Origin of the sequence: Bibersteinia trehalosi USDA-ARS-USMARC-188, from assembly GCF_000521725.1 — a bacterium.
GTDB classification, from domain to species: domain Bacteria; phylum Pseudomonadota; class Gammaproteobacteria; order Enterobacterales; family Pasteurellaceae; genus Bibersteinia; species Bibersteinia trehalosi.
Genome location: NZ_CP006954.1, coordinates 1,670,318 through 1,693,700 on the forward strand (window position 1 = coordinate 1,670,318; position 23,383 = coordinate 1,693,700).

Sequence of the window (23,383 nt, forward strand, 5' to 3'; positions counted from 1 at the left end):
AACTTTGCGGATAATAGCCAGTCGAACCGCATTGTACATTAAACATATTTTTATAGGTAATATTTATGCGCAAATTTACAACTCTTGCATCAGTTATGCTAGCAGGTTTGCTGCTTGCAGGCTGTTCTAGCGACAAAAGCAAAGAATTCGAAGGTATCCCTGCCCAAGAACTTTATAGTAAAGGTCAGCAATATCTTGAAAATGGCGACTACAACAATGCAATCCGTTATTTAGATGCCGTGGATGTCCGAGCGATGCAAGGCGCATATGGTGAACAAATACTACTCAGCACAATTTACGCACAATATAAATTAGGTGAATACCACAAAGCATTAGTGCTTGCTGAACAGTTTGGTCGTAGCTATCCACATAGTAGTTCAATGGATTATGCACATTACCTTGCGGCATTAAGTAATGCTCGTCTAGGCGACAATTTTATCCAAGACTTCTTCCGCGTAAACCGTTCTTCTCGCGCAGTAGAAAGCATTAATAACGCTTATGGTAATTTCCAAGCTATTGTCCAACGTTACCCTCACAGCCAATATGTTCAAGATTCTTTAAATTGGATGGCATACTTAAAACATCGTCTCGCCGAACACGAGCTTAAAATCGCACAATTCTACATGGAACGAGATGCCTATGTCGCCGTAGTCAATCGGGTATCCGATATGCTCCGTGCTTATCCAGATAGCAAACCGACAGCGGATGCTCTACCGCTAATGCAGAAATCGTTTGAAGCAATGGGCATTCAAGATTCCGCTCAAAAAGTTGCCGCAATGATTGAAGAAAATAAAGGTAAAGAATATCCAAGTATTAAAAAACCTGAGTACTCGCCTCAATTCTAACAAGCGGTTAAAAATTTCAAAAATTTTACAAAAGGGGCGCAAGCCCCTTTCCCATTTCTATAATTTCTACAGATAAAAATGAAAATTCTCGGTATTGAAACTTCCTGCGATGAAACTGGTGTTGCCATCTATGATGAACACCAAGGTTTAATCGCAAACCAACTTTACAGCCAAATTGAAATGCATGCAGACTATGGTGGCGTTGTACCCGAGCTTGCTTCGCGTGATCATATCCGTAAAACACTCCCCCTTATCCAAGCTGCACTTAAAGAAGCAAATATTACAGCTCAAGATATTGATGGTATTGCCTATACTTCAGGGCCTGGGCTAGTCGGGGCGTTATTAGTAGGATCCACTATTGCTCGCTCCCTTGCCTATGCATGGAATGTGCCAGCTCTCGGTGTCCATCATATGGAGGGCCATTTGCTGGCTCCTATGCTAGAAGAAAATCCTCCTCCATTCCCCTTTGTCGCACTGCTTGTTTCAGGTGGGCATACACAGCTGGTTAAAGTTGAAAATATCGGCAAATATGAGCTACTGGGTGAAAGTATTGATGATGCTGCAGGCGAGGCTTTCGATAAAACAGGAAAATTGCTGGGCTTAGATTACCCTGCTGGTGTTGCAGTTTCTCAATTAGCTGAAAAAGGCACACCAAATCGCTTTGTTTTCCCACGCCCAATGACAGATCGCCCTGGACTCGATTTTAGCTTTTCAGGCTTAAAAACCTTTGCTGCTAACACAATTCATGCGCACTTGGATGAAAATGGTCAGTTGGATCAACAAACCAAATGCGATATTGCACACGCCTTCCAACAAGCAGTGGTAGATACCATTATTATCAAATGCAAGCGAGCGTTGCAACAAACAGGCTATAAACGCCTAGTCATGGCAGGAGGCGTAAGTGCAAATAAGCAATTGCGCCAGGATTTAGCTACATTTATGCAAAGCTATGGCGGCGAGGTATTCTATCCGCGCCCACAATTCTGTACGGATAATGGTGCAATGATCGCTTATGCTGGGTTTGTTCGCTTAAAAAAAGGTGAACGTAGTGATCTTGCTGTCAGCGTTAAACCTCGCTGGCCGATGACAGAATTGACCGCAATATAAACTCAACGTTAAAGATTCACAAAACATCCAAATTAAATGGTGGCTTCCTCCAGAGGTAAGCCACCATTTAGTCGGAAAGTTTCCATCAAGAAAAGTTGTACACAGTTTCTGCTGTCAAGAGAAAAAGAGCAAAAAATTCTAATTTTTTTTGAAAAGAATCTATAGACACAATATAACTTATTGATTTTAAAGAATAAGTTATTTTGCATTCAATTATAGGGTAAAAATTTAAAGCCTTGTTCTACAAAGGCTTACGTGACTTTTCAAAAAGTTACCCCCAAAGTTATCCACAGGCACTGTGAATAAAAAAACGAGCATTTTGATACTGTTTTTTAATCCAGAAATACTCGTTTTATTAGAGTGAGTTGATATTTCAGATGGAATATCAGCACACCTCACATTTAAGTCTTATCTACGATAAATATCTTCTCCATCTCGGCGAGTTTTTAACAAACGTAAGATCCAAACATACTGCTCTGGGTTTTTCGTCACAAAATACTCAATCACCTCATTCATTGCCCGAGCAGACTGCTCTGCCGTACCATCAAATTCAATTTGAGGTAGGATCTCAATCTGATATTTACCTTTTTCAGCGTTATAAATTGGGAACATCGGGATCACCACTGCATTTGCTACTTTCGCCATTTTATTTAAACCTGGTAAGGTGGCTTTCTCTGTAGCAAAAAACGGCACATAAACACTATTTTCTTCACCAAAATCTTCATCAGGTAAGAAATAGCCTAGTTCTCCTTTACGCACATCCGCTAAAAATGGCTTAATTCCATTCTGGCGTGCATGCATTTTGCCGCCAAAACGCTCACGGGTTGCATTCCAAAGCCAATCTACTAGTGGATTGTGATGAGGGTGATACATCGAAGTCATCGGCATGCCAAAAGTGTGCATTGCGATCCCTGAAGCATCTATCGACCAGGTGTGCGGTACAAGCAAAATCACATTTTTTCCGCTATTTTTAGCCGCTTGCACAATCGCTAAATCCGGAAACTCACAACGGCTTTGTAAATGCTTTGGTGAACGCAAAGCAATCTCACCAATCCCTAACATCGTCTGTCCTACCGTGACAAACATTTTCTCAATCACGTTTTCACGTTGCTGAGAACTCCATTTGGGAAAACAGTAACGTAAATTTGTCTCGGCTCGATGATACTGTTTATTACCTTTTTGTTTAATGATTTTATACGCTTGACGACCTACCCAAGCAGCAAATTTATCTCGCAGCCGATAAGGAATAAAGGCAAGTAACACTAGCCCTAATACCCCAAGCCAAATCCCCCAATATTTGGGATGAAGATATTCTTTACGAAATTGATGTTGATAACCATCTCGATAGGTGAAACGTTCCATTTTTTCTATTTCCTTTTTATTTTTTCTTTCTATCCACAATGTTCTTCAATGCTAAAATCACCCCTAGCCCAATAAATGCCCCTGGTGGCAAAATGGCCAGCAATAAACCATGATCAAATGCCAAAATATCTAACCGTAAGCTCTTCGCCCAATCCCCCAATAGCAAATCCAACCCATCAAATAGCGTACCATTACCAATTAACTCACGCATTGCCCCGAGTACAACCAACGCTAGCGTCATTCCAAGCCCCATAGCAAAGCCATCAAAGGCAGATTGCAACACACCATTTTTAGAGGCAAAGGCTTCTGCTCGTCCAATTACAATACAATTAGTCACGATCAAAGGAATAAAAATCCCTAAAGATTGATACACAGGGTAAGCAAAGGCATTCATTAAAAGCTGAATAGTCGTTACTGCGGTGGCGATAATCATCACATAAATCGGAATGCGAATATCGTGAGGGGTAATATGACGAAACACCGACACTACCGTATTCGTTGCTGTTAGCACCAACAAAGTCGCCAGTCCCAGTCCTAAAGCATTAGTCACATTATTTGATACCGCCAATAATGGGCAAAGCCCCAAAAGCTGCACCAATGCCCCGTTATTACTCCAAACCCCCTGAGTAAAAAGCTGTTTCCAGTTGGTAGGTTCGACTTTTGGTGTATCGTCAATTTGTGTGATTTCTATTTTTTCGCTCATTTGCAATCCTTAAACTGTTCTACCATCTGCGGATTTTTCGCTAATTCATTTATCGTCCATTTTGCCGATTGACGAACATTATTCACCACCGCTCTTGGGGTAATCGTTGCTCCCGTAAACTGATCAAAACTCCCCCCATCTTTTTTTACCGCCCATTCGCTTTCGTTTTCTAATCTGAAAATGCGGTTACTGAATGATTTGATCCAGTCGGATACACGAGTTTCAATTTTATCGCCGAGTCCCGGCGTTTCTTTATGTTCAAGGGTTCGCACACCTAATACATTGCCATTAGGTTCAATTGCCATTAACAACACAATGTTGCCCGAATAGCCGTCTGGAGCCGTTGTTTGTAGAATGTAAGCGGTCGTTTCAGTACCTTTTTTTGCAAAATAGATCTTATTTATCATCGCTTGTTCAGGCTCATTAACCATTTTACAAGTAGCGGTTGGATCGTTATCAAATAGCTCCTGAGGCAAAATTTCACGGAATAAAATCCGTTGTTGCTCAGCGGTAACTTGCTCAATTCTGCCTTTGGTGAGCCCAAAAATGAGCGTAGAAATCAGCGTACAAGCCAATGCTACCGCCCCCAAAATCAGGGCATAACGCAGGGTGATTTGACGAGTCATTATTTTCTTCCCCCTAATTTTGTGCCATATAAACGTGGCTGCGTATAATGATCAATCAACGGCACGCAGATATTAGCAAGCAATACACCAAATGCGACACCATCAGGGTAATTACCGTAGTAGCGGATTAAATACACCAACAATCCGACCAATGCACCATAAATCAGTTTGCCTTTTGGCGTGATGCTTGCGGAAACAGGATCGGTTGCAATAAAAAATGCCCCGAACATCATCGCACCACTGAATAATTGCAACGGCATTGACCACGTTGTATTGCTGAATAAATCCGTTAGCCCACTAAGCAAAGCGAAACTGGCTAACATTGCCACAGGAATTTGCCAATGGATAATTCGCTTATAAATTAACACGACACCGCCAATCAGAAAGGCTAAATTGATTTGTCCCCAGCCGTTGAAAAGTAAATCACTTGGCAATGCGTTTTGGCTATGTTTGGCATTGTCTAACACGGTGGCTGATGAAATGCCGTCCACACTATCAATCAGTTGATGAAGGCTAAAACCATCAGTGCTAACACCGCTAAAAATCAATGCAAAGCTATCCGCAAAACTCGGGGGTTCATTGAGTAAAGAAAGCGGTGGCAACCAAGCCGTCATTTGCACAGGGAAAGAAACCAGTAATAACGCATAACCGATCATCGCTGGATTAAATGGATTTTGCCCCAATCCCCCATAAACGTGTTTGCCAAGCAATAGGGCAACAATCACACCAATCATCATTACCCAAAACGGTGCATAGGGTGGAATGGCGACCGCTAAAATTAAAGCAGTCAAAACTCCCGACATATCCGAAAGATAGAAAGCGGTCGGTTTACGGCGTAATTTTGCAATAATCATTTCAATCGCAGTGGCAAGGCTTAACGCAAGAGCAATCTGCCAAAGCAGCCCATAGCCAAAAAACCACCACATTACCCCAATCGCTGGCAACATTGCCCCAATCACCCACAACATAAAATTCGCCGTGAGATTGGTGGAATGGGTGTGGGGGGAACTCACTAGTTTGAACATTTTATAATAAACCTTTTGTAAAAAATCCAAGAAATTTAACCGCTTGTTAAACCTTCGGCAAATTCAAATTATATTTTATCGCCAATAAACGGATCACAATCACAGTGCTGGCAGTGACAAAATAGATCCAATCACTTGCTAATCCTGCTGAATAGGCAAGAACGAAAATCACGCCACCAATCAGGCTTGCGGTCACATAAATCTCTTTTTGCAGAATAATCGGCACTTCATTGCGTAAAATATCCCGGATTAAGCCACCAAAACAGCCTGTCATGCCGCCCAGTGCGATGCAAATTAATGGGTGCAAGCCAAAATCTAAACCTTTTTGCACGCCAATCACGGTAAACACCCCAAGCCCTATCGCATCAAATACCAGCAAGCCAATTTGCCAACTTTTGCGGGAAATTTGGTTGCGGAAAATCGCTGTGATGATAACGGCGATGGAAATCATCACCAGATAAATCGGTTGTTTCATCCAAAACACAGGGGTTGAACCAATCAGCATATCTCGTAATGTGCCACCGCCTACGCCTGTCACCAATGCCAAAATAAACATACCGAATATGTCCATTTTGTGCTGGCGTGCGGCAATTGCCCCAGAAATGGCGAAAACGATAGTGCCGATCAGGTCTTGGATAAATAAGAATGACCACGCCTGTGGTAGAAATAAATCAGCTAACATAACAATACATTACTCAGCTTGCTTCGCAAATTTTACCAATTCAGGTTGAATAATCCGTGCATAATCTTCCGCATTCAGTATGATTGAACGCTCTAATGTGCCAGCGTTGAACGCTAATTCTTCATAACGCCCAAATAAACTCGGTTCAACAATCAATTTGAGATCCGTGTGAAAACTGACGGGGGGAATTGCCCCAAAAACACAATCTGTTAATTCAGATACTTCCGCTGGGCTTGCAAGAGAGGCTTTCCCTGCGCCAAAATGCTGGGCAATTAAAGCTAAATCTGCCTGATAATCGGCAGGTAGTACCGCTAACACCACCTGTTTTATGCCATTACCTTTTACTTTACAAACCAATGCTTTCGCCCCTTGTCCGATTTCCGTACCACGAATTTTTGCCACTTCTTCAGATTTCCCTGCACTTGGGTGCGAAACGACACGGTAGCGTGCGTTGTGTTGATCAAAAAGTGCGGTAAGTTGGATAAAAGTATTTTCTGACATTATTTCTCCTGATTCTGTTTTCGTGCTTTGGCTCGGGCAATTGCTGCTGTAACCGCTGCTTTTCTTGGATCTTCCGCATTTTCATTTGGTGCAACAAGTTGCACCCTACTTGCAGAATTTTCTGCATTTTCTACCACTTGATCTGCGTTAGCGGACACAAGCGTTGCGTCCCTACTGGCGGCTTTTTTCGCTTTCGCTCGGGCAAGGGCTGCCGCAACCGCAGCCTTTCTTGGATCGGTTTCCGATGAATTTAAATTCTCTGTAGGGGCGGACCTATGTGTCCGCCCTTGTTCCTCAGACTCATTTTCGGGCGAACATACAGGTTCGCCCCTACTGGCGGCTTTTTTTGCTTTCGCTCGGGCAAGGGCTGCCGCAACAGCGGCTTTTCTTGGATCCGTTTCCGATGAATTTAAATTCTCCGTAGGGGTGGACCGGTGTGTCCGCCCTTGTTCTTCTGCCTCATTTTCGGGCGAACACATCGGTTCGCCCCTACTTTGCTCTGCTTGCTGGGCTTGTTTTTTCGCTTTCGCTCGGGCAAGAGCAGCGGCAACCGCTGCTTTTCTGGGATCAGTTTCCGATGAATTTAAATTCTCCGTAGGGGTGGACTGATGTGCCTGCATTTGTGCTTCCGCTGAGTTTTCGGGCGTACGCAGTACGCCCCTACTAGCGGCTTTTTTCGCTCTCGCTCGGGCAAGGGCAGCGGCAACAGCGGCTTTTCTTGGATCGGTTTCGTGCGTATTTGCTGATTTTGCAGAATTTTCTGCATTTTCTACCGCTTGATCTGCATTAGCGGACGCAAGCGTTGCGTCCCTACTGGCGGCTTTTTTCGCTTTCGCTCGGGCAAGGGCTGCAGCAACCGTAGCTTTTCTTGGATCGGTTTCGTTCGTATTTGCTGATTTTGCAGAATTTTCTGCATTTTCTACCGCTTGATCTGCGTTAGCGGACACAAGCGTTGCGTCCCTACTTTCGGCTTGTTTTGCTAATCGTCTTGCTTTGCGTTGTGCCATCAGGTCGCTATTATCAGGTTCACCTGTCTGCGTGATTTTTTGTTCGCTGGTTTCTGCTTTTTTCGCTTTTAAACGTTCAAGAGCAGCTTTAACTGGGTCTATACCATCTGAATTTGCCACTTCTTCACGGCGTTTTTCAGCCGCTTTTTGAATGCGTGCATTGCGTGCTTCTTTTTCTTTTTGCATTCGGGCTTCACGAGCTTCAAAACGCTGTTTGGCTTCTTCCGCTTTACGAGCTTTGTCGTCTGCTTCCGCAATTTTGGCTTTTTCTTGGCGGAAGTATTGGATCAGTGGAATGTAGCTCGGGCAGACGTAGGCACACACGCCACATTCTATGCAGGCATCAATGTGGTATTGTTTCGCTTTGTCGTGATCGTCAGATCGTGCAAACCAGTAAAGCTGTTGAGGTAAAAGCCCAACTGGACACGCATCGGAACAGCTAGAACAACGAATACAATTTCGCTCAGGCTGTGGTGGAGCATATTCAAAATGATCAGGCGCAATAATGCAGTTCGCTGTTTTGGTAATCGGTGATTGCAACGATGGCAAAATAAAGCCCATCATTGGGCCGCCTAAAAAGACAGGGAAACGCTCATCTGCTTGATAATCCACTTGTTCCAACAGGTGAATAATCGGCGTGCCAAGTCTTGCCCACACATTGCCTTTATTGCGAATTTTATCCCCCGTAAGCGTGACTACACGCTCAATTAAGGGTTCATCATTGATAATGGCACGTTTAACCGCATAAGCCGTACCCACATTTTGCATCACAATGCCCATTTCAATGGTGCGACTACCCTGCGGAATTTCTAAGCCTGTGAGAATTTGCACAAGCTGATCGCTTGCACCACTTGGATATTTGGTTGGAATCACACGAAGCTGAATATCGTTTGAACCGTCAAGTGCTTTTTGCACCGCTTTGATGGCTTTAGGTTTGTTATCTTCAATCGCAATCACCACTTCTTCGGGACGAAGGAGATAACGTAAAATGCGAATCCCTTCAATCATATCAAGGGTGTAATCTTGCATAAGACGATCATCACAAGTGATGTATGGCTCGCACTCTGCACCGTTGATAATCAAGAGTTTACAACGTTTGTCCGCATAGCTTAATTTGCTAGAAGTCGGGAACACCGCACCGCCTAAACCTGCGATCCCTGCTTGGTAAATTTTCTGCAAAATCTGATCGCTTGTAAGGCTAAAAAAATCATCAATCGGATTGCGTTCACACCACTCATCTTTGCCGTCTGTTTCAATCACAATGGTTAATTCAGGCAAGCCAGAGGGGTGCGAGGAAACGTAAGGCTCAATCGCTTTAACAACACCCGATGTTGGGCTATGTACAGGGAGCTGGCGATAATGATCGCCTTTGGTTAAGGGTTGACCTTTTAAAACATGATCACCCGCTTTCACCAACAATTCTCCCGCTGTACCACTATGTTGTAATACGGGCACATAGAAAAATTTCGGCAAATGCAGTGTACGAATGGGCTTTTGGTTAGACTGCTTTTTATTCTCTTGAGGATGAATACCGCCAGGAAAATCCCACAATTTCCCTGAGCGAATGCGACTTAATACATCAATTTGCATTTTTGCCTCCTTCAGTCACATTCACAGTTGGGATCACTAAATTGGGATCAAATTTCCAGTTCCAGTTTTGTGTAGTGGTTTTAATCGGGATCATTTTGATACAGTCGGTTGGGCAAGGGGCAACACAGAGCTCACACCCCGTGCAAAAATCTGCAATGACCGTGTGCATGGCTTTGTTTGTGCCAATAATGGCATCAACAGGACAAGCGGCAATACATTTAGTACAGCCAATGCAATCCTGCTCAATAATATAAGCCACCATTGGCACAGGGGCTTCGCCATCTGTTTCAGGCACGTCCACACCCATTAAATCAGCGATTTTTTCAATCGTTTCACGCCCACCTGGAATACATTTAGTAATATCGTCGCCATTGGCTACCGCTTGGGCATAAGGTTTACACCCCGGATAACCACACTGCCCACATTGGCTTTGTGGCAAAATCGCATCAATTTGCTCGACAATGGGATCGGCTTCTACTTTAAGTTTAATCGATGAATAGCCCAGCACTGCCCCGAAAATCAGCGCGATAACGGCAATTATGGCAATTGCAAGGTAAAGGATTTGGTCGGTCATCATTAGCTTGCCAACCTCACAAAAATATGGCTCATTGTTCCCACAGTTTGGATAGAAATCGGTTTACACAAAGGGGCATATTATCCGTGTTTTTGCAAGATTGAGCAAATACAAGCGGGCAGATTAGGGGAGAAAATTGCAAGAGGCAATGTAATTATCAAGCTCAACAAAAAAACTTGCTCTATATTAGATTTAGAGAGGCATTTCTTGATTGTATGAATAGAGAACTTGCAAGAAATTACAGCGAAAAATAGCTCGCCTGATGTTGCAAGCGCTTGATATTGAGCTAAAAAATGCAAATAAAAGCCTTTTAAATTCATGAGCATCACGCCTAAAAGGCTTTGCCTGATTTATATTCTCACCATGCCACTAAACCCCATAAAGGCAAGCGACATTAAACCAGCGGTAATCAACGCAATACTTGCCCCCTGAAAAGGCTGTGGTACGTCAGCACTGGCGAGACGCTCACGCAAGGCTGCAAATAACACAAGCACTAGCGAGAAACCTACAGCTGCGCCAAAACCATAAAGTACAGATTCCACTAAATTATTGGCAAGATTCACGTTCAATAACGCGACCCCTAGCACAGCGCAGTTCGTGGTGATTAAAGGCAAATAAATACCTAACAAACGATATAAAGTCGGACTAGTTTTATGCACGATCATTTCGGTTAATTGCACAATCACTGCGATCACTAAAATAAATACTAAAGTGCGAAGAAAAGTAGCATTGAATGGCACAAGAATATAGCTTTCTACTAGATAAGCAATGAGGCTTGCAACCGTGAGTACAAAAGTTGTGGCAAACCCCATGCCAATGGCTGTTTCTACCTTCTTAGAAACGCCCATAAAAGGACAAAGCCCTAAGAATTTTACCAACACAAAATTGTTAATTAGGGCTGTGCCGATAACTAATAAAATATAATCCGTCATAATACTGCAGTTACTGCTTTAGGAAATCACTCAAAAAAACGGCGGTTATTATCCGTTTTTTTAATGGGAAATGCTACCTTATTTGCGAAACAAGCGGTATCATTTCAACAAAACTCTGCAAAGGAGAAGCTAACAATGCAAACAAAGCAATTTCTCATTTTTGGGCGTGTCCAAGGTGTTGGTTTTCGCTTTTTTACTTGGCAGCAAGCCCAAAAAATTGGCTTATCTGGTACAGTAAGAAATCGAGATGATGGCAGTGTTGAAGTCATTGCACAAGGAAGTGAGAAACAGCTTACTCAACTCAAACAATGGCTGCTACAGGGCTCAAGATTTGCTCGAGTTGAGAATATCATTGAGCAAGAATATCTGACAGACAGCCTCTACCAGCAATTTCGTGTTATTCAATAATGACAAAAAAACTCAACTTCACCCTTTTATTCCTATTGCTTACGATTAGCTTGGTATCAAGTTTGTATCGTCTTGGTGATTTTGCACATTTAATGGCAGAAGGCGTTTCTATTGATATGCGTTGGCAAGTTTTAATCGATATCCGCCTCCCTCGCCTACTACTGGCAATGTTAGCAGGTGCTTGCTTAGCTTTAGCGGGCAATGCAATGCAAGGTGTCTTTCAAAATCCACTAGCAAGCCCTGGCTTACTTGGCAGCAGTGCTGGAGCAACGACAGCAAGTGTTTTTGTGCTTTATTATTTCTCTGCACCCATCGGTTGGTTACTCTTTGCTGGTGTCGGCGGTGCTTTAAGTGCATTTCTATTAGTATGGCTAATTGCACGTTACCAAGGCACAACGATGATGATTCTTGCTGGCATAGTAATTAATGTATTACTTGGTGCAACCATTACTCTCTTGCTCTCAAATGCGGAAAGCCCTTGGGCATTAGCTGAGCTTTATCGCTGGTTACAAGGATCGTTAATTTGGGCAAGAATGGATAATTTGGCTATGGCAACACCTATTATTTTGCTAGGTGGTCTATGTTTATTCAGCCAGCGCCGCTATTTAGATTTACTCACCTTTGGCGAAGAAACTGCTGCAACCATGGGCATTCATCTTAAACGCAGCTTTTTTATTGTCAGTATTGGTGTTGCGTTGTTACTTGGGGCTACGATTCCACAAACAGGTACTATCGGCTTTATTGGCTTAATCGCCCCTCATCTTGCCAGAATGTTATTGCATAAGCCTCCTTCACAACTCTATATCACTTCGGCATTATTTGGTGCATTACTCCTACTTATCGCCGATCTCTCAGTGCAATATTTAGCTCTTTTCAACCGCATTTATATTGGTACATTAACCGCTATTTTAGGCGCACCATTTTTACTTTGGATTTTACTCACAGAGCGCAAACAACTCGCGCAATAAAACGTAAAGCGAATGATGATTCACATTGATAATATTACTCTACCCTATGGCTTAAATCAGATAACCTGCCGTATTCCACAAGGTAAATTAATCGGCATTATGGGCGCAAATGGTGCGGGTAAGTCTACCTTGCTTAAGGCTATCGCAGGTATTTTACCCCTTACAAGCGGTGAAATTTGGCTAGAAAATTGCAAAATGACGGCACTTTCCCCGCAGCAACGTAGCCAAAAAATTGCTTATCTTGCTCAAAAACTCAATCTTGCGTGGCAACTTTCGGTATTCGATGTGATTGCATTGGGCTTGCCATGTCCTCTTTCTTCCTCGCAAGAACGTTTAAGAATTCAGCAAGTTGCAGAAAAATTTCATATTACCTCACTATTAGATAAAAACTATCAGCAGCTTTCTGGCGGAGAACAGATTAGAGTTCAATTGGCTCGCTGCTGCATAAAGCAAGCCCCTATTTTGCTTGCTGATGAGCCAATCGCACCACTCGATCCCTATTACCAAATCGATATAATGCAGCAATTAAAATCTCTAACACCAGTGCAAACTTGTGTTGTCGTTATCCACCATCTACCGCTCGCCTATCGTTTTTGTGATGAAATTATTCTCTTAAAAGAGGGAAACTTACTTGCTTTTGGTCAAACACAAGCGGTGTTAAATGCAGAAAATCTTGCAAAAGCATTTGGCGTGAAAGCTGAAATTGATCTTGAAAGAAAGGAAATTGGGCGAATTGAAAAATTATAAAGCAACTTTGCCGTTAAAACTCAAGGAAAAGTTGCTTTATTCATAAAGATTATGGTTTGATTTGCTCTTCGATCACTCCTCCACCTAAGCAAATTTCGCCTTGGTAGAATACCGCAGATTGTCCTGGGGTAACAGCAATTTGGGGCTCATCGAAAATCACGCGGATGGTTTCATCGTCAATCGGCTCAATTACGCAATCAATGTCCGCTTGACGATAACGGGTTTTCACTGTGCAACGCAGATTTTCTCGGATTGGCTGACGATCAACCCAATGGAGCTGGCTGGCGATTAAGCCTTTGGAGAGCAATGCAGAATTATCTTGCCCTTGTGCCACAATCAAAACATTATTGATTAGATCTTTTTCCACCACATACCACGCATTTTCTTTTGCACCTTTTACCCCACCAATGCCTAAGCCTTTGCGTTGTCCAAGGGTGTGATACATCAGCCCCTCATGGCGACCAATCACTTGTCCATCCACAGTTTTAATCTCACCAGCCTGTGCAGGCAAATAGCGCGCTAAGAAGTCTTTAAATTTGCGTTCACCGATAAAGCAGATCCCTGTGGAATCTTTTTTCTTCGCCGTTGCCAAGCCGAGATCTTCGGCAATCGCACGCACAATCGGCTTTTCAATATCGCCCACTGGGAACAGGCTTTGCCCTACTTGTTGCTCGCTGAGAGTGTAAAGGAAATAGCTTTGATCTTTATTGCTGTCCAAGCCGCGCAATAATTTTGGTGTTTCAGATAAAGCAGGGCGGCGGACATAATGCCCTGTTGCGATAAAATCAGCCCCTAAATCTTCTGCGGCATATTCTAAAAACGCTTTAAATTTAATCTCTTTGTTACACAAAATATCAGGATTTGGTGTACGTCCTGCTTTATATTCTGCAAGAAAATGCTCAAACACGTTATCCCAGTATTCCGCCGCAAAGTTAATTTTGTGCAGTTTGATTCCTAATTTATCGCAAACCGCTTGTGCATCGGCGAGATCGGCTGCAGCGGTACAGTAGTCGGTATCATCGTCTTCTTCCCAGTTTTTCATAAACAAGCCTTCAACGATATAGCCTTGTTGTTGCAGAATAAAAGCAGAAACTGATGAATCCACCCCACCAGACATACCGCAAATCACTTTTTTCTTAGCATTTTCGGCAAGTTGTTCAGGGGAAAGTTTAGGAAAGTGTTGTTCGTAAGTATTTGAAGTTAATTGATTTGACATAATTTCTCCCGTAACTTCGGTTAAGGCGAAGCACTTGGTTTGTTAAAAATAACAAGCGGTTGAATTTGCAAGATTTTTTGCAAAATTGACCGCTTGCAACGTTATCAGCTTATTCGCTGATAGAAAATTTTTCCGACTCTATCGATATGCTCAATAAAATTCGGATTGCTGAGTTGATGATAAATAGAAAGATCGAATAAATAAGGCGAGTCGGAATCATCTAAATCACCCCAAATTCGTTTAATAATATCGTAAGTGAGCTTTTCACCTTTAAAGGTTAAATCAATATCCGAACCTTCTCGATAATTCCCTTTTGCCCTTGAACCATAGATAATGGCTTGCTCAACTTCGGGATATTTTGCCAGAATGTCGGTAATAGTTTTCGTCGCTCGTTCGCTTAGTCCAAAGTCTGACATAACGCATTTATTCGTTGTTCAAAAGCAATGAAAAGTGGCAAGTAATCGTGAATAATTTTATTAAATTCGTTGGTTAATACCGCTACATCATAAGTATGCACGGTTAAGTTGCGGCTTTTTATCATTTCTTGCCAAACTTCACCGTGAGTAATAAGGCCTCGATTAAATGCCAAACGAGAAGCGGATTTAGAGCCTAAAATTTCGGTTTCGCCTTCCCATTTCAAAATATCTTGCATTAACTTCCACGCAAGTTCGTGGGTGATTTCAAAGCTCTGAATTATCCCCTTTTTGATTACATCAACATCAGTATCAGCATATTTTTCGCTTTCACTTTTTAAATAGCCTACTGCTTTTTGATAGTTATCAAATCGTTGTTTCCAGCGAATATCTGTCATTGGTTGTCCTTGATTATTTACGCCTTTCCGTTACCGTTTTACCGCCAATCCCCCAATTATCCATTGGAATTTCATCAATCACAACAACGGTTGTTTCAGGATTTTTATTTAAAATACGCTGCAACAAATCCGTAACACCTGCAATAAGCTCGGCTTTTTGTTTAGCAGTTGGGGCTTCTGTTCCACCTGTAACTTTAATATTGACGTAAGGCATAACTTACTTCACTTCATAAAACTGTGGTTCTGCTTTTTTGCCAAATTTTTCGTTATATTCGGCAATTGCCGCTTCATCACCAGCGGCAACTTTGGCTTGTAAGTTATCGCATGCTTCTTCGCAATCGCACATTTTTTTCATACCTAATGCAGTAATACCACCGCAGCTCCCTTTAATCGTTTTTTTGCTGATAATAAATCCAATCGACATCATAAAAATGATTGCCACAAAAAAACCGAAAGTCAGTAAAATCGTTTCCATTTTATTCTCCTAAATTAGTGAATTAACTTCTCAAATGCTTTTGACGCTTTTGTTTCAAAATGCTGACCATTTTTGATAATCATAAAAATAGCTAGATTCTCTTTTTCCGCGATTTCTAAAGCTTTGTCTGCACCAAGCACAAATAAACCGGTTGATAATCCATCAGCAGTCATTGTCGTTGGAGCAAAAACTGTAATAGATGCAAGATTATGGTTAATCGGGCGAAGCTGTTTTGGATCAATAATATGTGAAAAACGGTTGCCCTGTTCATCTTCAAAATAGTTGCGATAATCACCCGAGGTTGCCATCGCTAAATTATCTAATGGCACGATAATTTGTGTTGCCACTCCCTGTGCTAAGGCAGGTTGCTCGATCGCAATTCGCCAAGCCTGACCTTGTAAATTTTTACCTTTACCACGCAGCTCACCACCAATTTCCACCAAATAGTTTTCTACCCCGAGTTGTTCAAGCTGTTCCGCAAGTTTATCTACACCAAAACCTTTAGCTATCGAAGAGAGATCTAAATAAAGATCAGCCTCTTTTTTAGTTAATTGATTATTTTCGAGCAGCAATTTATCAATCCCAACTGACCGAGATTTTTCCGCAATCTGCTCAGCACTTGGCACTTTATTTAAACGCTTATCAGGTCCGAATCCCCATAAATTAACTAAAGGTCCGACTGTAACATCTAAAGCTTGCTCAGTAATGGTGTTTAAGCGGATTGCTTCCTGAACTACTGTGGCAAAGTCTTGGCTAATCACAAAAGGTTTATTCGCCTCTTTCATTTGGTTAAATTGTGAAATTTGCGAATCTTTTTGATAGGTGGACATTTCATCATTCACCGTTTTTAGCAAACGATCTAATTCTGCTTGCACATCACTTGATTTAGGCAAACTTGCCACTTTGCCATCATCAATATATTTTATGCTATACGTTGTGCCCATTGTTTTACCCGTTAAGGTAATTTGTTCAGGGGCTTTATCACAAGCGGTAAGAAATAGGGAAAAAAATGCAAAAAAGAGAAATTTTTTCATAGCTTTCATTCAGTTAAAAATTTGCGGAAAATTGTAACATATTTATGGAATAAGCACTTCATAACGTTGCAAAATGATCTGTTTGAATGCTTCACTGCAACTTGCCCAATCCACTAAATCAACCGTAAAAGGTAAATCTGAGTCGGTAAAAGCAAGTTCTAATTCAGTTTGCTGACGAATGCTAAGTGGCTGTTCAGTCATTAAGGCTAAATCTAAATCAGAATAGGTTTTCGCTGTGCCTTTAACACGAGAACCGAATACCCAAACCGTTGTGTTGGGCAACTGCTTGGTTAGAATATCTCGTACTTGCTGAATTTGTAATTCGGTTAAATCAATCATTGGCATTGCGTTTTTGAAGCTGTGTGACTAAAAATCGGGTGCTTTCCAAAAAAGCAGCGATCCCATTATAAACTTGCAGGGCTTTATTTTGATCGTAAGTATGTGAGGTAATGTTTCGCATTTTACGATAATCAAACCAACTTTCAGGGGATTCAATCAAACCTGCCTGTGCCGACATTCTTAGAATATCCCGAAAATCGCTACTATCAATATCACTATCATTTGACTCTATGGTTTTAAGCTGACGCTTTAACATTTTGATCGAAAGCTCATATACAAATTCAAACTTTTGGATACTCCCTGCAATCAGCGTATCTTGCACAATCTCTTCTTGTTGATTAAACCATTCTTGATTTTCTAATTTTGAGATCGTTTTTTCTAACGAAGTAAATGCATCTTGTAATGCGGTAATATTGAGTTTTTCCATATCTGACTTTAACAATTTGTTTTAGGCGAATGACATTCGCCCCTACAATTCATATTACTAAATCCCCCAAAGAGATTTAAGAATATAAACTAAATCAAGCGGTGGGTTTTGCAAAGAATTTTACAAAACTCACCGCTTGTTTTTATTTGAAGTTAAGGTTTATCAACCACCGAAGTCATCTAATAAGATGTTTTCGTCTTCAACACCTAAGCTTTTCAGCATACCAATTACCGCTGCGTTCATCACTGGTGGACCACACATATAGTATTCACAATCTTCAGGTGCTTCGTGATTTTTCAGATAGTTTTCATAAAGCACATTGTGAATAAAGCCACGGTAGTAGTCTTCATTATCACCCGGTAATGGATCTGAAAGTGCAACATACCATTTGAAATTATCATTCTCTGCTTGAAGCATATTGAAGTCTTCAACGTAGAACATTTCACGTTCAGAACGAGCACCGTACCAGAAAGTCATTTTGCGTTTTGATTTGAGACGTTTTAATTGGTCAAAAATGTGTGAACGCATTGGAGCCATACCTGCACCACCACCGATAAAGACCATTTCTGCATCGGTATCTTTCGCAAAGAATTCACCGAACGGACCAGAAATTGTTACTTTATCACCCGGTTTTAATGACCAAATGTAAGAAGACATTTGACCCGGAGGCGCATCAGGCTGACGTGGTGGTGGCGTTGCGATACGCACGTTTAGCATAATAATGCCTTTCTCTTCTGGGTATGAAGCCATTGAGTAAGCACGCACGATATGCTCGTCCACTTTTGACACATAACGCCATAAATCAAATTTGTTCCAGTCTTCGTGGTATTCTTCAGGAATATCAAAGTCTTTATAGTTTACCACGTGTGGATCGGCTTCAATTTGAATATAGCCACCTGCACGGAATGGGACTTCTTCGCCTTCAGGAATTTGAAGTTTAAGCTCTTTGATGAAGGTTGCTTTGTTATCGTTAGAGATAACGGTACATTCCCATTTTTTTACACCAAAGATCTCTTCTGGCAATTCAATATCCATTGAAGATTTTACGTTTACCTGACACGCTAAACGATAGCCTTCTTTTGCTTCACGTTTGGTAATGTGTGAAAGCTCGGTTGGTAAAATCTCACCACCACCGCTTTTCACTTTCACTACACACTGACCACAAGAGCCACCGCCACCACAAGCACTAGATACGAAAATCCCTTGACTTGCTAAGGCACCAAGTAATTTGCCACCCGCGGGCAGAGTAATTGCTTTTTCTGGATCATCATTGATAGAGATCGTGATGTCGCCAGAATCCACTAATTTTGATTTAGCAAATAGGATAATTACCGCAAGTAACAATACAAGGGCGGTAAATACCACAATACCGAAAATAAAATCACTCATTCGATACGCTCCTTATAATTGAATACCTGAGAACGACATAAAGCCTAATGCCATTAAGCCTACAGTGATAAAGGTGATACCTAAACCACGTAAGCCTGCTGGAATATCAGAGTATTTCATTTTCTCTGTTAAGCCAGCAAGGGCAACAATCGCTAACATCCAACCTGTGCCGGCACCGATACCATATACCACAGACTCTGCGAAGTTATATTCACGTTGTACCATAAACGATACACCACCAAAAATCGCACAGTTTACGGTGATAAGTGGTAAGAAGATACCTAATGCACTGTAAAGCGCTGGGAAGAATTTGTCCAAAATCATTTCTAGAATTTGAACTAACGCTGCAATTACACCGATAAAAGTAATGAAGTTAAGGAATGAAAGATCCACTCCTTCAACAAGTGCATTTGGTTTTAATACATACGAGTACACAAGTTGGTTCGCAGGCACAGCAATACCAAGTACCACAATTACCGCAATCCCTAAACCGAATGAGGTTGAAACTTTCTTAGATACCGCAAGGAATGTACACATACCAAGGAAGAAAGAAAGTGCCATATTCTCAATGAAGATGGATTTTACAAAGAGACTAATATAGTGTTCCATTGATTATTTCTCCACCTGTTCTGGTTTCCAAGTTCTGATTGCCCAGATTACGAAACCGATAATAAAGAACGCACTTGGAGCAAGTAGGAACAAGCCGTTTGCTTGATACCAACCGCCATCTTGTACAGTTTGGAATACGGTCATACCGAAAAGTTTACCTGAACCGATCAGCTCACGGAAGAACGCTACAACGATTAACATTGCACCATAACCTAAACCGTTACCGATACCGTCCACAAAGCTTTCCATCGGGCCTGATTTCATCGCAAATGCTTCTGCACGACCCATTACGATACAGTTGGTAATAATTAAGCCAACGAATACCGATAACTGTTTAGATAAGCCGTAAGCATACGCACGTAAAATTTGGTCAACCAAAATTACCAATGATGCGATAATTGCCATTTGCACGATAATACGAATGCTGTTTGGCACATAATTACGAATCAAAGAAATGAACAAGTTTGATAATGACACCACGAAAGTTACTGCGATTGCCATTACAAAGGCTGTTTCTAATTTGGTCGTTACCGCAAGTGCAGAACAGATACCTAAGATCTGTAGTGCGATTGGGTTGTTATCCACAATTGGTGATAACAATAATTTTTTCAAATTTGAGCCTGCCATTAGTTAGCTCCTGCTTTCAATTTGGTTAAATATGGACCAAAAGCGTTTTTGCCGAACCAGTATTTGAAAGTACCGTCCACACCGTTTGAAGTCAGTGTTGCACCTGATAAGCCATCAATACCGTGATCTTTATCGGCAGAAGCACCTTTGCCAATTGTGATTGCTGACTCGCCTTGCTCGTTTTGTAATTTTTTACCAACGAAGTTAGCTTGCCAACGTGGGTTTTCAATTTCACCACCAAGACCCGGAGTTTCACCGTGATCATAGAAAGTGATACCTTTAATGGTATTACCATCTGGTTCAACTGAAACAAAACCATACATCACAGACCATAAACCTGTACCGTACATTGGCAGTACGATTTGGTTTACTTCACCTTGTGCATTTTTAACCAAATATACTTCTGCATATTTCGCACGAGCACGTAAGCCCGCTTTATCGTCGGCTGGCGCAATCGAAACGCTTTGTGCAGGATCTTTTGCCGCTGCTTTTGCGTCAAAATTGGTTACGCCTTCTACATAGTCGCCAGTTGCTAAATCAACAATTTTAGCTTCAATGTTTTTTGCATAAGTCTCTTTGATATCGCTTGCTTTATCCGATTTTAATAAACCAGCAACGCTTAAAATATTTTTCTGTTTATCAAGCACTTTCTGCTCTTCTTGAGTAGGTTTAAGCAGCACTGCTGCACCAGCTACGATTAAAGAACAGATTAAACTCAATAACACAACGACAGTAATAGTACCGCCAACACTATCTTTATTGAATTTAGACATTGCGAATTCTCCGACGTTTGATGTTAGCTTGAACCACTAGGTAGTCAAAGATTGGCGCAAACAAGTTAGCAAATAAGATCGCTAACATCATACCTTCAGGGTATGCTGGGTTTGCTACACGGATAATCACAGCCATTGCACCGATTAATGCGCCATACCACCATTTACCTTTGTTAGTAAATGCCGCAGATACAGGGTCTGTTGCCATAAAGAACATACCCAGTGCAAAGCCACCTAATACTAAGTGCCAATGCCAAGGCATTGAGAACATAGGATTAGTGTCAGAGCCAATGAGATTGAATAAAGTTGCAGTTGCTGCCATACCAATCATTACACCAGCAATAATTCGCCAAGATGCAATACGTGCAAAAACAATAATTGCTGCACCGATCATAAGCATTAAGGTAGATGTTTCACCGATAGAACCTGGAATGTTACCTAAGAATGCGTCCATCCAAGTAATATCTGCACCCGTTGCAACGTGTTTTAAACCTGCTTCGCCACCTGCTGCCCATTGAGAAAGTGCAGTTGCACCTGAGAAACCATCAGCAGCTACCCATACGGTATCGCCTGAGATTTGAGCAGGGTAAGCAAAGAAGAGGAAAGCACGACCTGCTAACGCTGGGTTCATAAAGTTTCTACCCACGCCACCAAAGACTTCTTTTGCAACCACCACACCGAAAGTAGTTGCAAGGGCTGCTTGCCATAGTGGTAATGTTGGCGGCACGATAAGTGCTAAAAGAATAGAGGTAACAAAGAAACCTTCATTGATTTCGTGTTTACGCACCATTGCAAATAATACTTCCCAGAAACCACCTACTAAGAAAACGGTTAAGTAAAGCGGTAGGAAGTAAGTTGCACCTAGCAACATTTTGCTACCCCAACCTGCATTAGCCACAGAGCCTAAGCTATCAGCAAAACCATAGTGCCAGTTATTTGCCACTAAATCTGCTAATGTCCCCATTTGGGTTGCGGCAAGAATTGCTTGATGACCTACGTTATACATACCGTAGAACATTGCAGGGAATAATGCGAACCATACGAATAACATCATACGTTTAGAGTCAATCGCATCACGTACGTGGGCATCTTTTTGCGTTACTGTACCTTGAACGAAAAGCACAGTCGCAACGGCTTCATACAAGATATACCATTTCTCATATTTACCGCCCGGCAAAAACGCAGGTTCCATTTTTTCTAATAAATGTTTCAAACCCATTTTTAACCTTCCTTCTCGATTTTCTCTAACGCTTGGCGTAACAATGGCCCCCAGTTATTTTTACCTGAGCACACAAAGGTACATAACGCTAAATCTTCTTCATCTAACTCTAAACAGCCTAATGCTTGAGCTGAATCAGTATCGCCAGCTTCTAAATCACGCAACAATAATGTTGGGATAATATCTAATGGCATTACACGCTCATATGCACCTGTTGGTACCATTGCACGGTGTCCACCGTGAACAGCTGTGGTAAAGTTAAATAATTTCTTCGCAAAGTGTCCAAGCGTTGTACGAGTAATTGAGTATTTATCACCGTAAGGTGCAATCATACCGAATAACACTTTTTCACGCCCTTCAAGCAATACAGAAACCTGCAACGCATAACGACCTAAATAATCGTGTGGACCACTTGCTTTCGCACCGCTTAATACAGAACCTGAAATCACACGATTTTCACCTTCATTTAACTCATTTGCGGTTAATTGAGAAAGGTTTGCACCTAAACGGGTACGGATCAAACGAGGATTTTTCACCTGTGGGCCTGCAAGCGAAATGACACGTTCAACATTTAATTCACCAGTCGTAAATAATTGACCAATCGCAATCACATCTTGATAGTTCAAATACCACACTTGTTTTGTGATACTAACAGGATCAATAAAATGAATGTGCGTACCAGCAAGACCCGCTGGGTGTGGACCTTTAAAGCGGTTAGTTTGCACATTTGCAATTTGCTTACTCTGTGCCGCATTTAAGATATTAGAATCAGCTGCGCCACATAAATGTACGGTTTTGCTGCCATCAAATAAACGACTTAATACCGTTAAACCATTGAAAAATGCTTGATTATTTTCAGCAATGATCACTTCTGGATCCGCACTCAATGGATTTGTATCCATTGCATTCACGAAAATAGAAGACGGTTCAGCATCTAATGCTGGCACTTTGCTAAATGGACGAGTACGGAATGCAGTCCAAAGACCTGATTCCACAAGATTTTGTTTTACTTGGTCTGCAGTTAAAGAAGCCAATTGTGCTTCTTCATAGCAGTTAAAGGTAATTTGCTCATCACCCTCAACACGAATAACGACTGACTGAAGAACACGTTTTTCGCCACGATTAATCGCAACAACAGTACCGCTGGCAGGCGCGGTGAAAACCACACCAGGATTCTTTTTGTCTTCAAAAAGCACCTGACCTTTTTTCACAATATCGCCTTCGCGAACCTTCATAGAAGGACGCATACCCACAAATTCTTCGCCAAGCACAGCAACTTCAGTAACAGCATTGCCATTACGGATTACTTGCTCAGGTTTTCCGTTAATCGGAAGATCCAAGCCTTGTTTAATTGTAATCATATTGTTTGCACTACTTTTGGTTGGGT

28 protein-coding genes are annotated in these 23,383 nt (G+C 41.7%); 5 read left to right on the forward strand and 23 right to left on the reverse strand.

Features of this window, described 5'->3' with window-relative positions; translation table 11 throughout:
- Positions 1-65: 65 nt before the first annotated feature.
- Positions 66-845 (forward strand): outer membrane protein assembly factor BamD, encoded by a 780-nt coding sequence (locus tag F542_RS07585; protein WP_025267235.1) that lies wholly within the window; start codon positions 66-68, stop codon positions 843-845.
- Positions 846-923: 78 nt separating this feature from the next.
- Positions 924-1,952 (forward strand): tRNA (adenosine(37)-N6)-threonylcarbamoyltransferase complex transferase subunit TsaD, encoded by a 1,029-nt coding sequence (tsaD, locus tag F542_RS07590; protein ID WP_015432085.1) that lies wholly within the window; start codon positions 924-926, stop codon positions 1,950-1,952.
- A 408-nt stretch (positions 1,953-2,360) separates the two neighbouring features.
- Here the strand turns inward: tsaD and lpxM are convergent, their stop codons facing one another.
- The 9 genes from lpxM to rsxA form a co-directional block, all read right to left on the reverse strand.
- Complete coding sequence (lpxM, locus tag F542_RS07595) at positions 2,361-3,314, reverse strand: lauroyl-Kdo(2)-lipid IV(A) myristoyltransferase (protein ID WP_015432084.1); 954 nt, start codon at positions 3,312-3,314, stop codon at positions 2,361-2,363.
- Between the two features lie 16 nt (positions 3,315-3,330).
- Positions 3,331-4,017, reverse strand: a complete 687-nt coding sequence (locus F542_RS07600) for an electron transport complex subunit E (protein WP_015432083.1) — start codon at positions 4,015-4,017, stop codon at positions 3,331-3,333.
- Positions 4,014-4,646, reverse strand: coding sequence for an electron transport complex subunit RsxG (rsxG, locus tag F542_RS07605; RefSeq protein ID WP_025267237.1), 633 nt, complete (start codon positions 4,644-4,646; stop codon positions 4,014-4,016). The genes F542_RS07600 and rsxG overlap by 4 nt, the downstream gene beginning before the upstream one ends.
- Positions 4,643-5,668, reverse strand: a complete 1,026-nt coding sequence (rsxD, locus tag F542_RS07610; RefSeq protein WP_025267238.1) for an electron transport complex subunit RsxD — start codon at positions 5,666-5,668, stop codon at positions 4,643-4,645. Before rsxD ends, rsxG begins: the two co-directional genes overlap by 4 nt.
- Before the next feature lie 46 nt (positions 5,669-5,714).
- Entirely contained in the window at positions 5,715-6,350 is a 636-nt protein-coding gene (locus F542_RS07615) for a trimeric intracellular cation channel family protein (RefSeq protein ID WP_015432080.1), read from the reverse strand.
- Between the two features lie 9 nt (positions 6,351-6,359).
- Entirely contained in the window at positions 6,360-6,851 is a 492-nt protein-coding gene (locus F542_RS07620) for a YbaK/prolyl-tRNA synthetase associated domain-containing protein (protein WP_015432079.1), read from the reverse strand.
- Positions 6,851-9,448, reverse strand: a complete 2,598-nt coding sequence (gene rsxC, locus F542_RS07625) for an electron transport complex subunit RsxC (protein WP_025267239.1) — start codon at positions 9,446-9,448, stop codon at positions 6,851-6,853. The genes F542_RS07620 and rsxC overlap by 1 nt, the downstream gene beginning before the upstream one ends.
- The gene (gene rsxB / locus F542_RS07630; protein ID WP_025267240.1) at positions 9,438-10,025 is read right to left on the reverse strand and encodes an electron transport complex subunit RsxB; all 588 of its coding nucleotides are present in this window, start codon (positions 10,023-10,025) and stop codon (positions 9,438-9,440) included. The genes rsxC and rsxB overlap by 11 nt, the downstream gene beginning before the upstream one ends.
- Positions 10,026-10,372: 347 nt before the next feature.
- Positions 10,373-10,954 carry an electron transport complex subunit RsxA gene (rsxA, locus tag F542_RS07635; protein WP_015432075.1) on the reverse strand — a complete coding sequence of 194 codons (582 nt, stop codon included), beginning with the start codon at positions 10,952-10,954 and terminating at the stop codon, positions 10,373-10,375.
- A gap of 135 nt (positions 10,955-11,089) precedes the next feature.
- On the opposite strand from rsxA, the gene F542_RS07640 reads away from it, so the two are divergent.
- Genes F542_RS07640 through F542_RS07650 form a run of 3 tightly spaced genes read left to right on the forward strand, consistent with a single transcriptional unit; the run spans position 11,090 to position 13,077 of the window.
- Positions 11,090-11,362 (forward strand): acylphosphatase, encoded by a 273-nt coding sequence (locus tag F542_RS07640; protein ID WP_025267241.1) that lies wholly within the window; start codon positions 11,090-11,092, stop codon positions 11,360-11,362.
- Positions 11,362-12,330: a FecCD family ABC transporter permease gene (locus F542_RS07645; RefSeq protein WP_015432073.1), complete on the forward strand. Its 969-nt coding sequence runs from the start codon at positions 11,362-11,364 to the stop codon at positions 12,328-12,330. Before F542_RS07640 ends, F542_RS07645 begins: the two co-directional genes overlap by 1 nt.
- A gap of 15 nt (positions 12,331-12,345) precedes the next feature.
- Positions 12,346-13,077 carry an ABC transporter ATP-binding protein gene (locus F542_RS07650; protein WP_015432072.1) on the forward strand — a complete coding sequence of 244 codons (732 nt, stop codon included), beginning with the start codon at positions 12,346-12,348 and terminating at the stop codon, positions 13,075-13,077.
- A 49-nt stretch (positions 13,078-13,126) separates the two neighbouring features.
- On the opposite strand, the gene mnmA is transcribed toward F542_RS07650, so the two are convergent.
- The 14 genes from mnmA to F542_RS07720 form a co-directional block, all read right to left on the reverse strand.
- Positions 13,127-14,293: a tRNA 2-thiouridine(34) synthase MnmA gene (gene mnmA / locus F542_RS07655; protein WP_015432071.1), complete on the reverse strand. Its 1,167-nt coding sequence runs from the start codon at positions 14,291-14,293 to the stop codon at positions 13,127-13,129.
- A 104-nt stretch (positions 14,294-14,397) separates the two neighbouring features.
- On the reverse strand, positions 14,398-14,709 hold the full coding sequence (locus tag F542_RS07660; protein ID WP_015432070.1) for a nucleotidyltransferase domain-containing protein: 312 nt from the start codon (positions 14,707-14,709) through the stop codon (positions 14,398-14,400).
- Positions 14,691-15,104: a nucleotidyltransferase substrate binding protein gene (locus F542_RS07665; RefSeq protein ID WP_015432069.1), complete on the reverse strand. Its 414-nt coding sequence runs from the start codon at positions 15,102-15,104 to the stop codon at positions 14,691-14,693. The genes F542_RS07660 and F542_RS07665 overlap by 19 nt, the downstream gene beginning before the upstream one ends.
- A 13-nt stretch (positions 15,105-15,117) precedes the next feature.
- Complete coding sequence (locus tag F542_RS07670) at positions 15,118-15,318, reverse strand: tautomerase family protein (RefSeq protein ID WP_015432068.1); 201 nt, start codon at positions 15,316-15,318, stop codon at positions 15,118-15,120.
- 3 nt (positions 15,319-15,321) lie between these two features.
- Complete coding sequence (gene nqrM, locus F542_RS07675; protein WP_015432067.1) at positions 15,322-15,579, reverse strand: (Na+)-NQR maturation NqrM; 258 nt, start codon at positions 15,577-15,579, stop codon at positions 15,322-15,324.
- Positions 15,580-15,593: 14 nt separating this feature from the next.
- Positions 15,594-16,622 carry an FAD:protein FMN transferase gene (locus tag F542_RS07680; protein ID WP_015432066.1) on the reverse strand — a complete coding sequence of 343 codons (1,029 nt, stop codon included), beginning with the start codon at positions 16,620-16,622 and terminating at the stop codon, positions 15,594-15,596.
- 33 nt (positions 16,623-16,655) lie between these two features.
- A complete protein-coding gene (locus F542_RS07685) occupies positions 16,656-16,952 on the reverse strand; it encodes a nucleotidyltransferase family protein (protein ID WP_015432065.1) in 297 nt (98 codons plus the stop codon).
- Entirely contained in the window at positions 16,945-17,379 is a 435-nt protein-coding gene (locus tag F542_RS07690) for an HI0074 family nucleotidyltransferase substrate-binding subunit (RefSeq protein ID WP_015432064.1), read from the reverse strand. Before F542_RS07690 ends, F542_RS07685 begins: the two co-directional genes overlap by 8 nt.
- Before the next feature lie 162 nt (positions 17,380-17,541).
- Positions 17,542-18,768, reverse strand: a complete 1,227-nt coding sequence (gene nqrF / locus F542_RS07695) for an NADH:ubiquinone reductase (Na(+)-transporting) subunit F (RefSeq protein WP_015432063.1) — start codon at positions 18,766-18,768, stop codon at positions 17,542-17,544.
- Positions 18,769-18,780: 12 nt separating this feature from the next.
- A complete protein-coding gene (gene nqrE, locus F542_RS07700) occupies positions 18,781-19,377 on the reverse strand; it encodes an NADH:ubiquinone reductase (Na(+)-transporting) subunit E (protein WP_025267242.1) in 597 nt (198 codons plus the stop codon).
- A 3-nt stretch (positions 19,378-19,380) separates the two neighbouring features.
- On the reverse strand, positions 19,381-20,004 hold the full coding sequence (locus tag F542_RS07705; protein ID WP_015432061.1) for an NADH:ubiquinone reductase (Na(+)-transporting) subunit D: 624 nt from the start codon (positions 20,002-20,004) through the stop codon (positions 19,381-19,383).
- Positions 20,004-20,777, reverse strand: a complete 774-nt coding sequence (locus tag F542_RS07710; protein WP_015432060.1) for a Na(+)-translocating NADH-quinone reductase subunit C — start codon at positions 20,775-20,777, stop codon at positions 20,004-20,006. Before F542_RS07710 ends, F542_RS07705 begins: the two co-directional genes overlap by 1 nt.
- Positions 20,770-21,996, reverse strand: a complete 1,227-nt coding sequence (locus F542_RS07715) for an NADH:ubiquinone reductase (Na(+)-transporting) subunit B (protein WP_015432059.1) — start codon at positions 21,994-21,996, stop codon at positions 20,770-20,772. Before F542_RS07715 ends, F542_RS07710 begins: the two co-directional genes overlap by 8 nt.
- Positions 21,997-21,998: 2 nt before the next feature.
- Positions 21,999-23,357, reverse strand: coding sequence for a Na(+)-translocating NADH-quinone reductase subunit A (locus F542_RS07720; protein ID WP_015432058.1), 1,359 nt, complete (start codon positions 23,355-23,357; stop codon positions 21,999-22,001).
- Between the last annotated feature and the right edge of the window lie 26 nt (positions 23,358-23,383).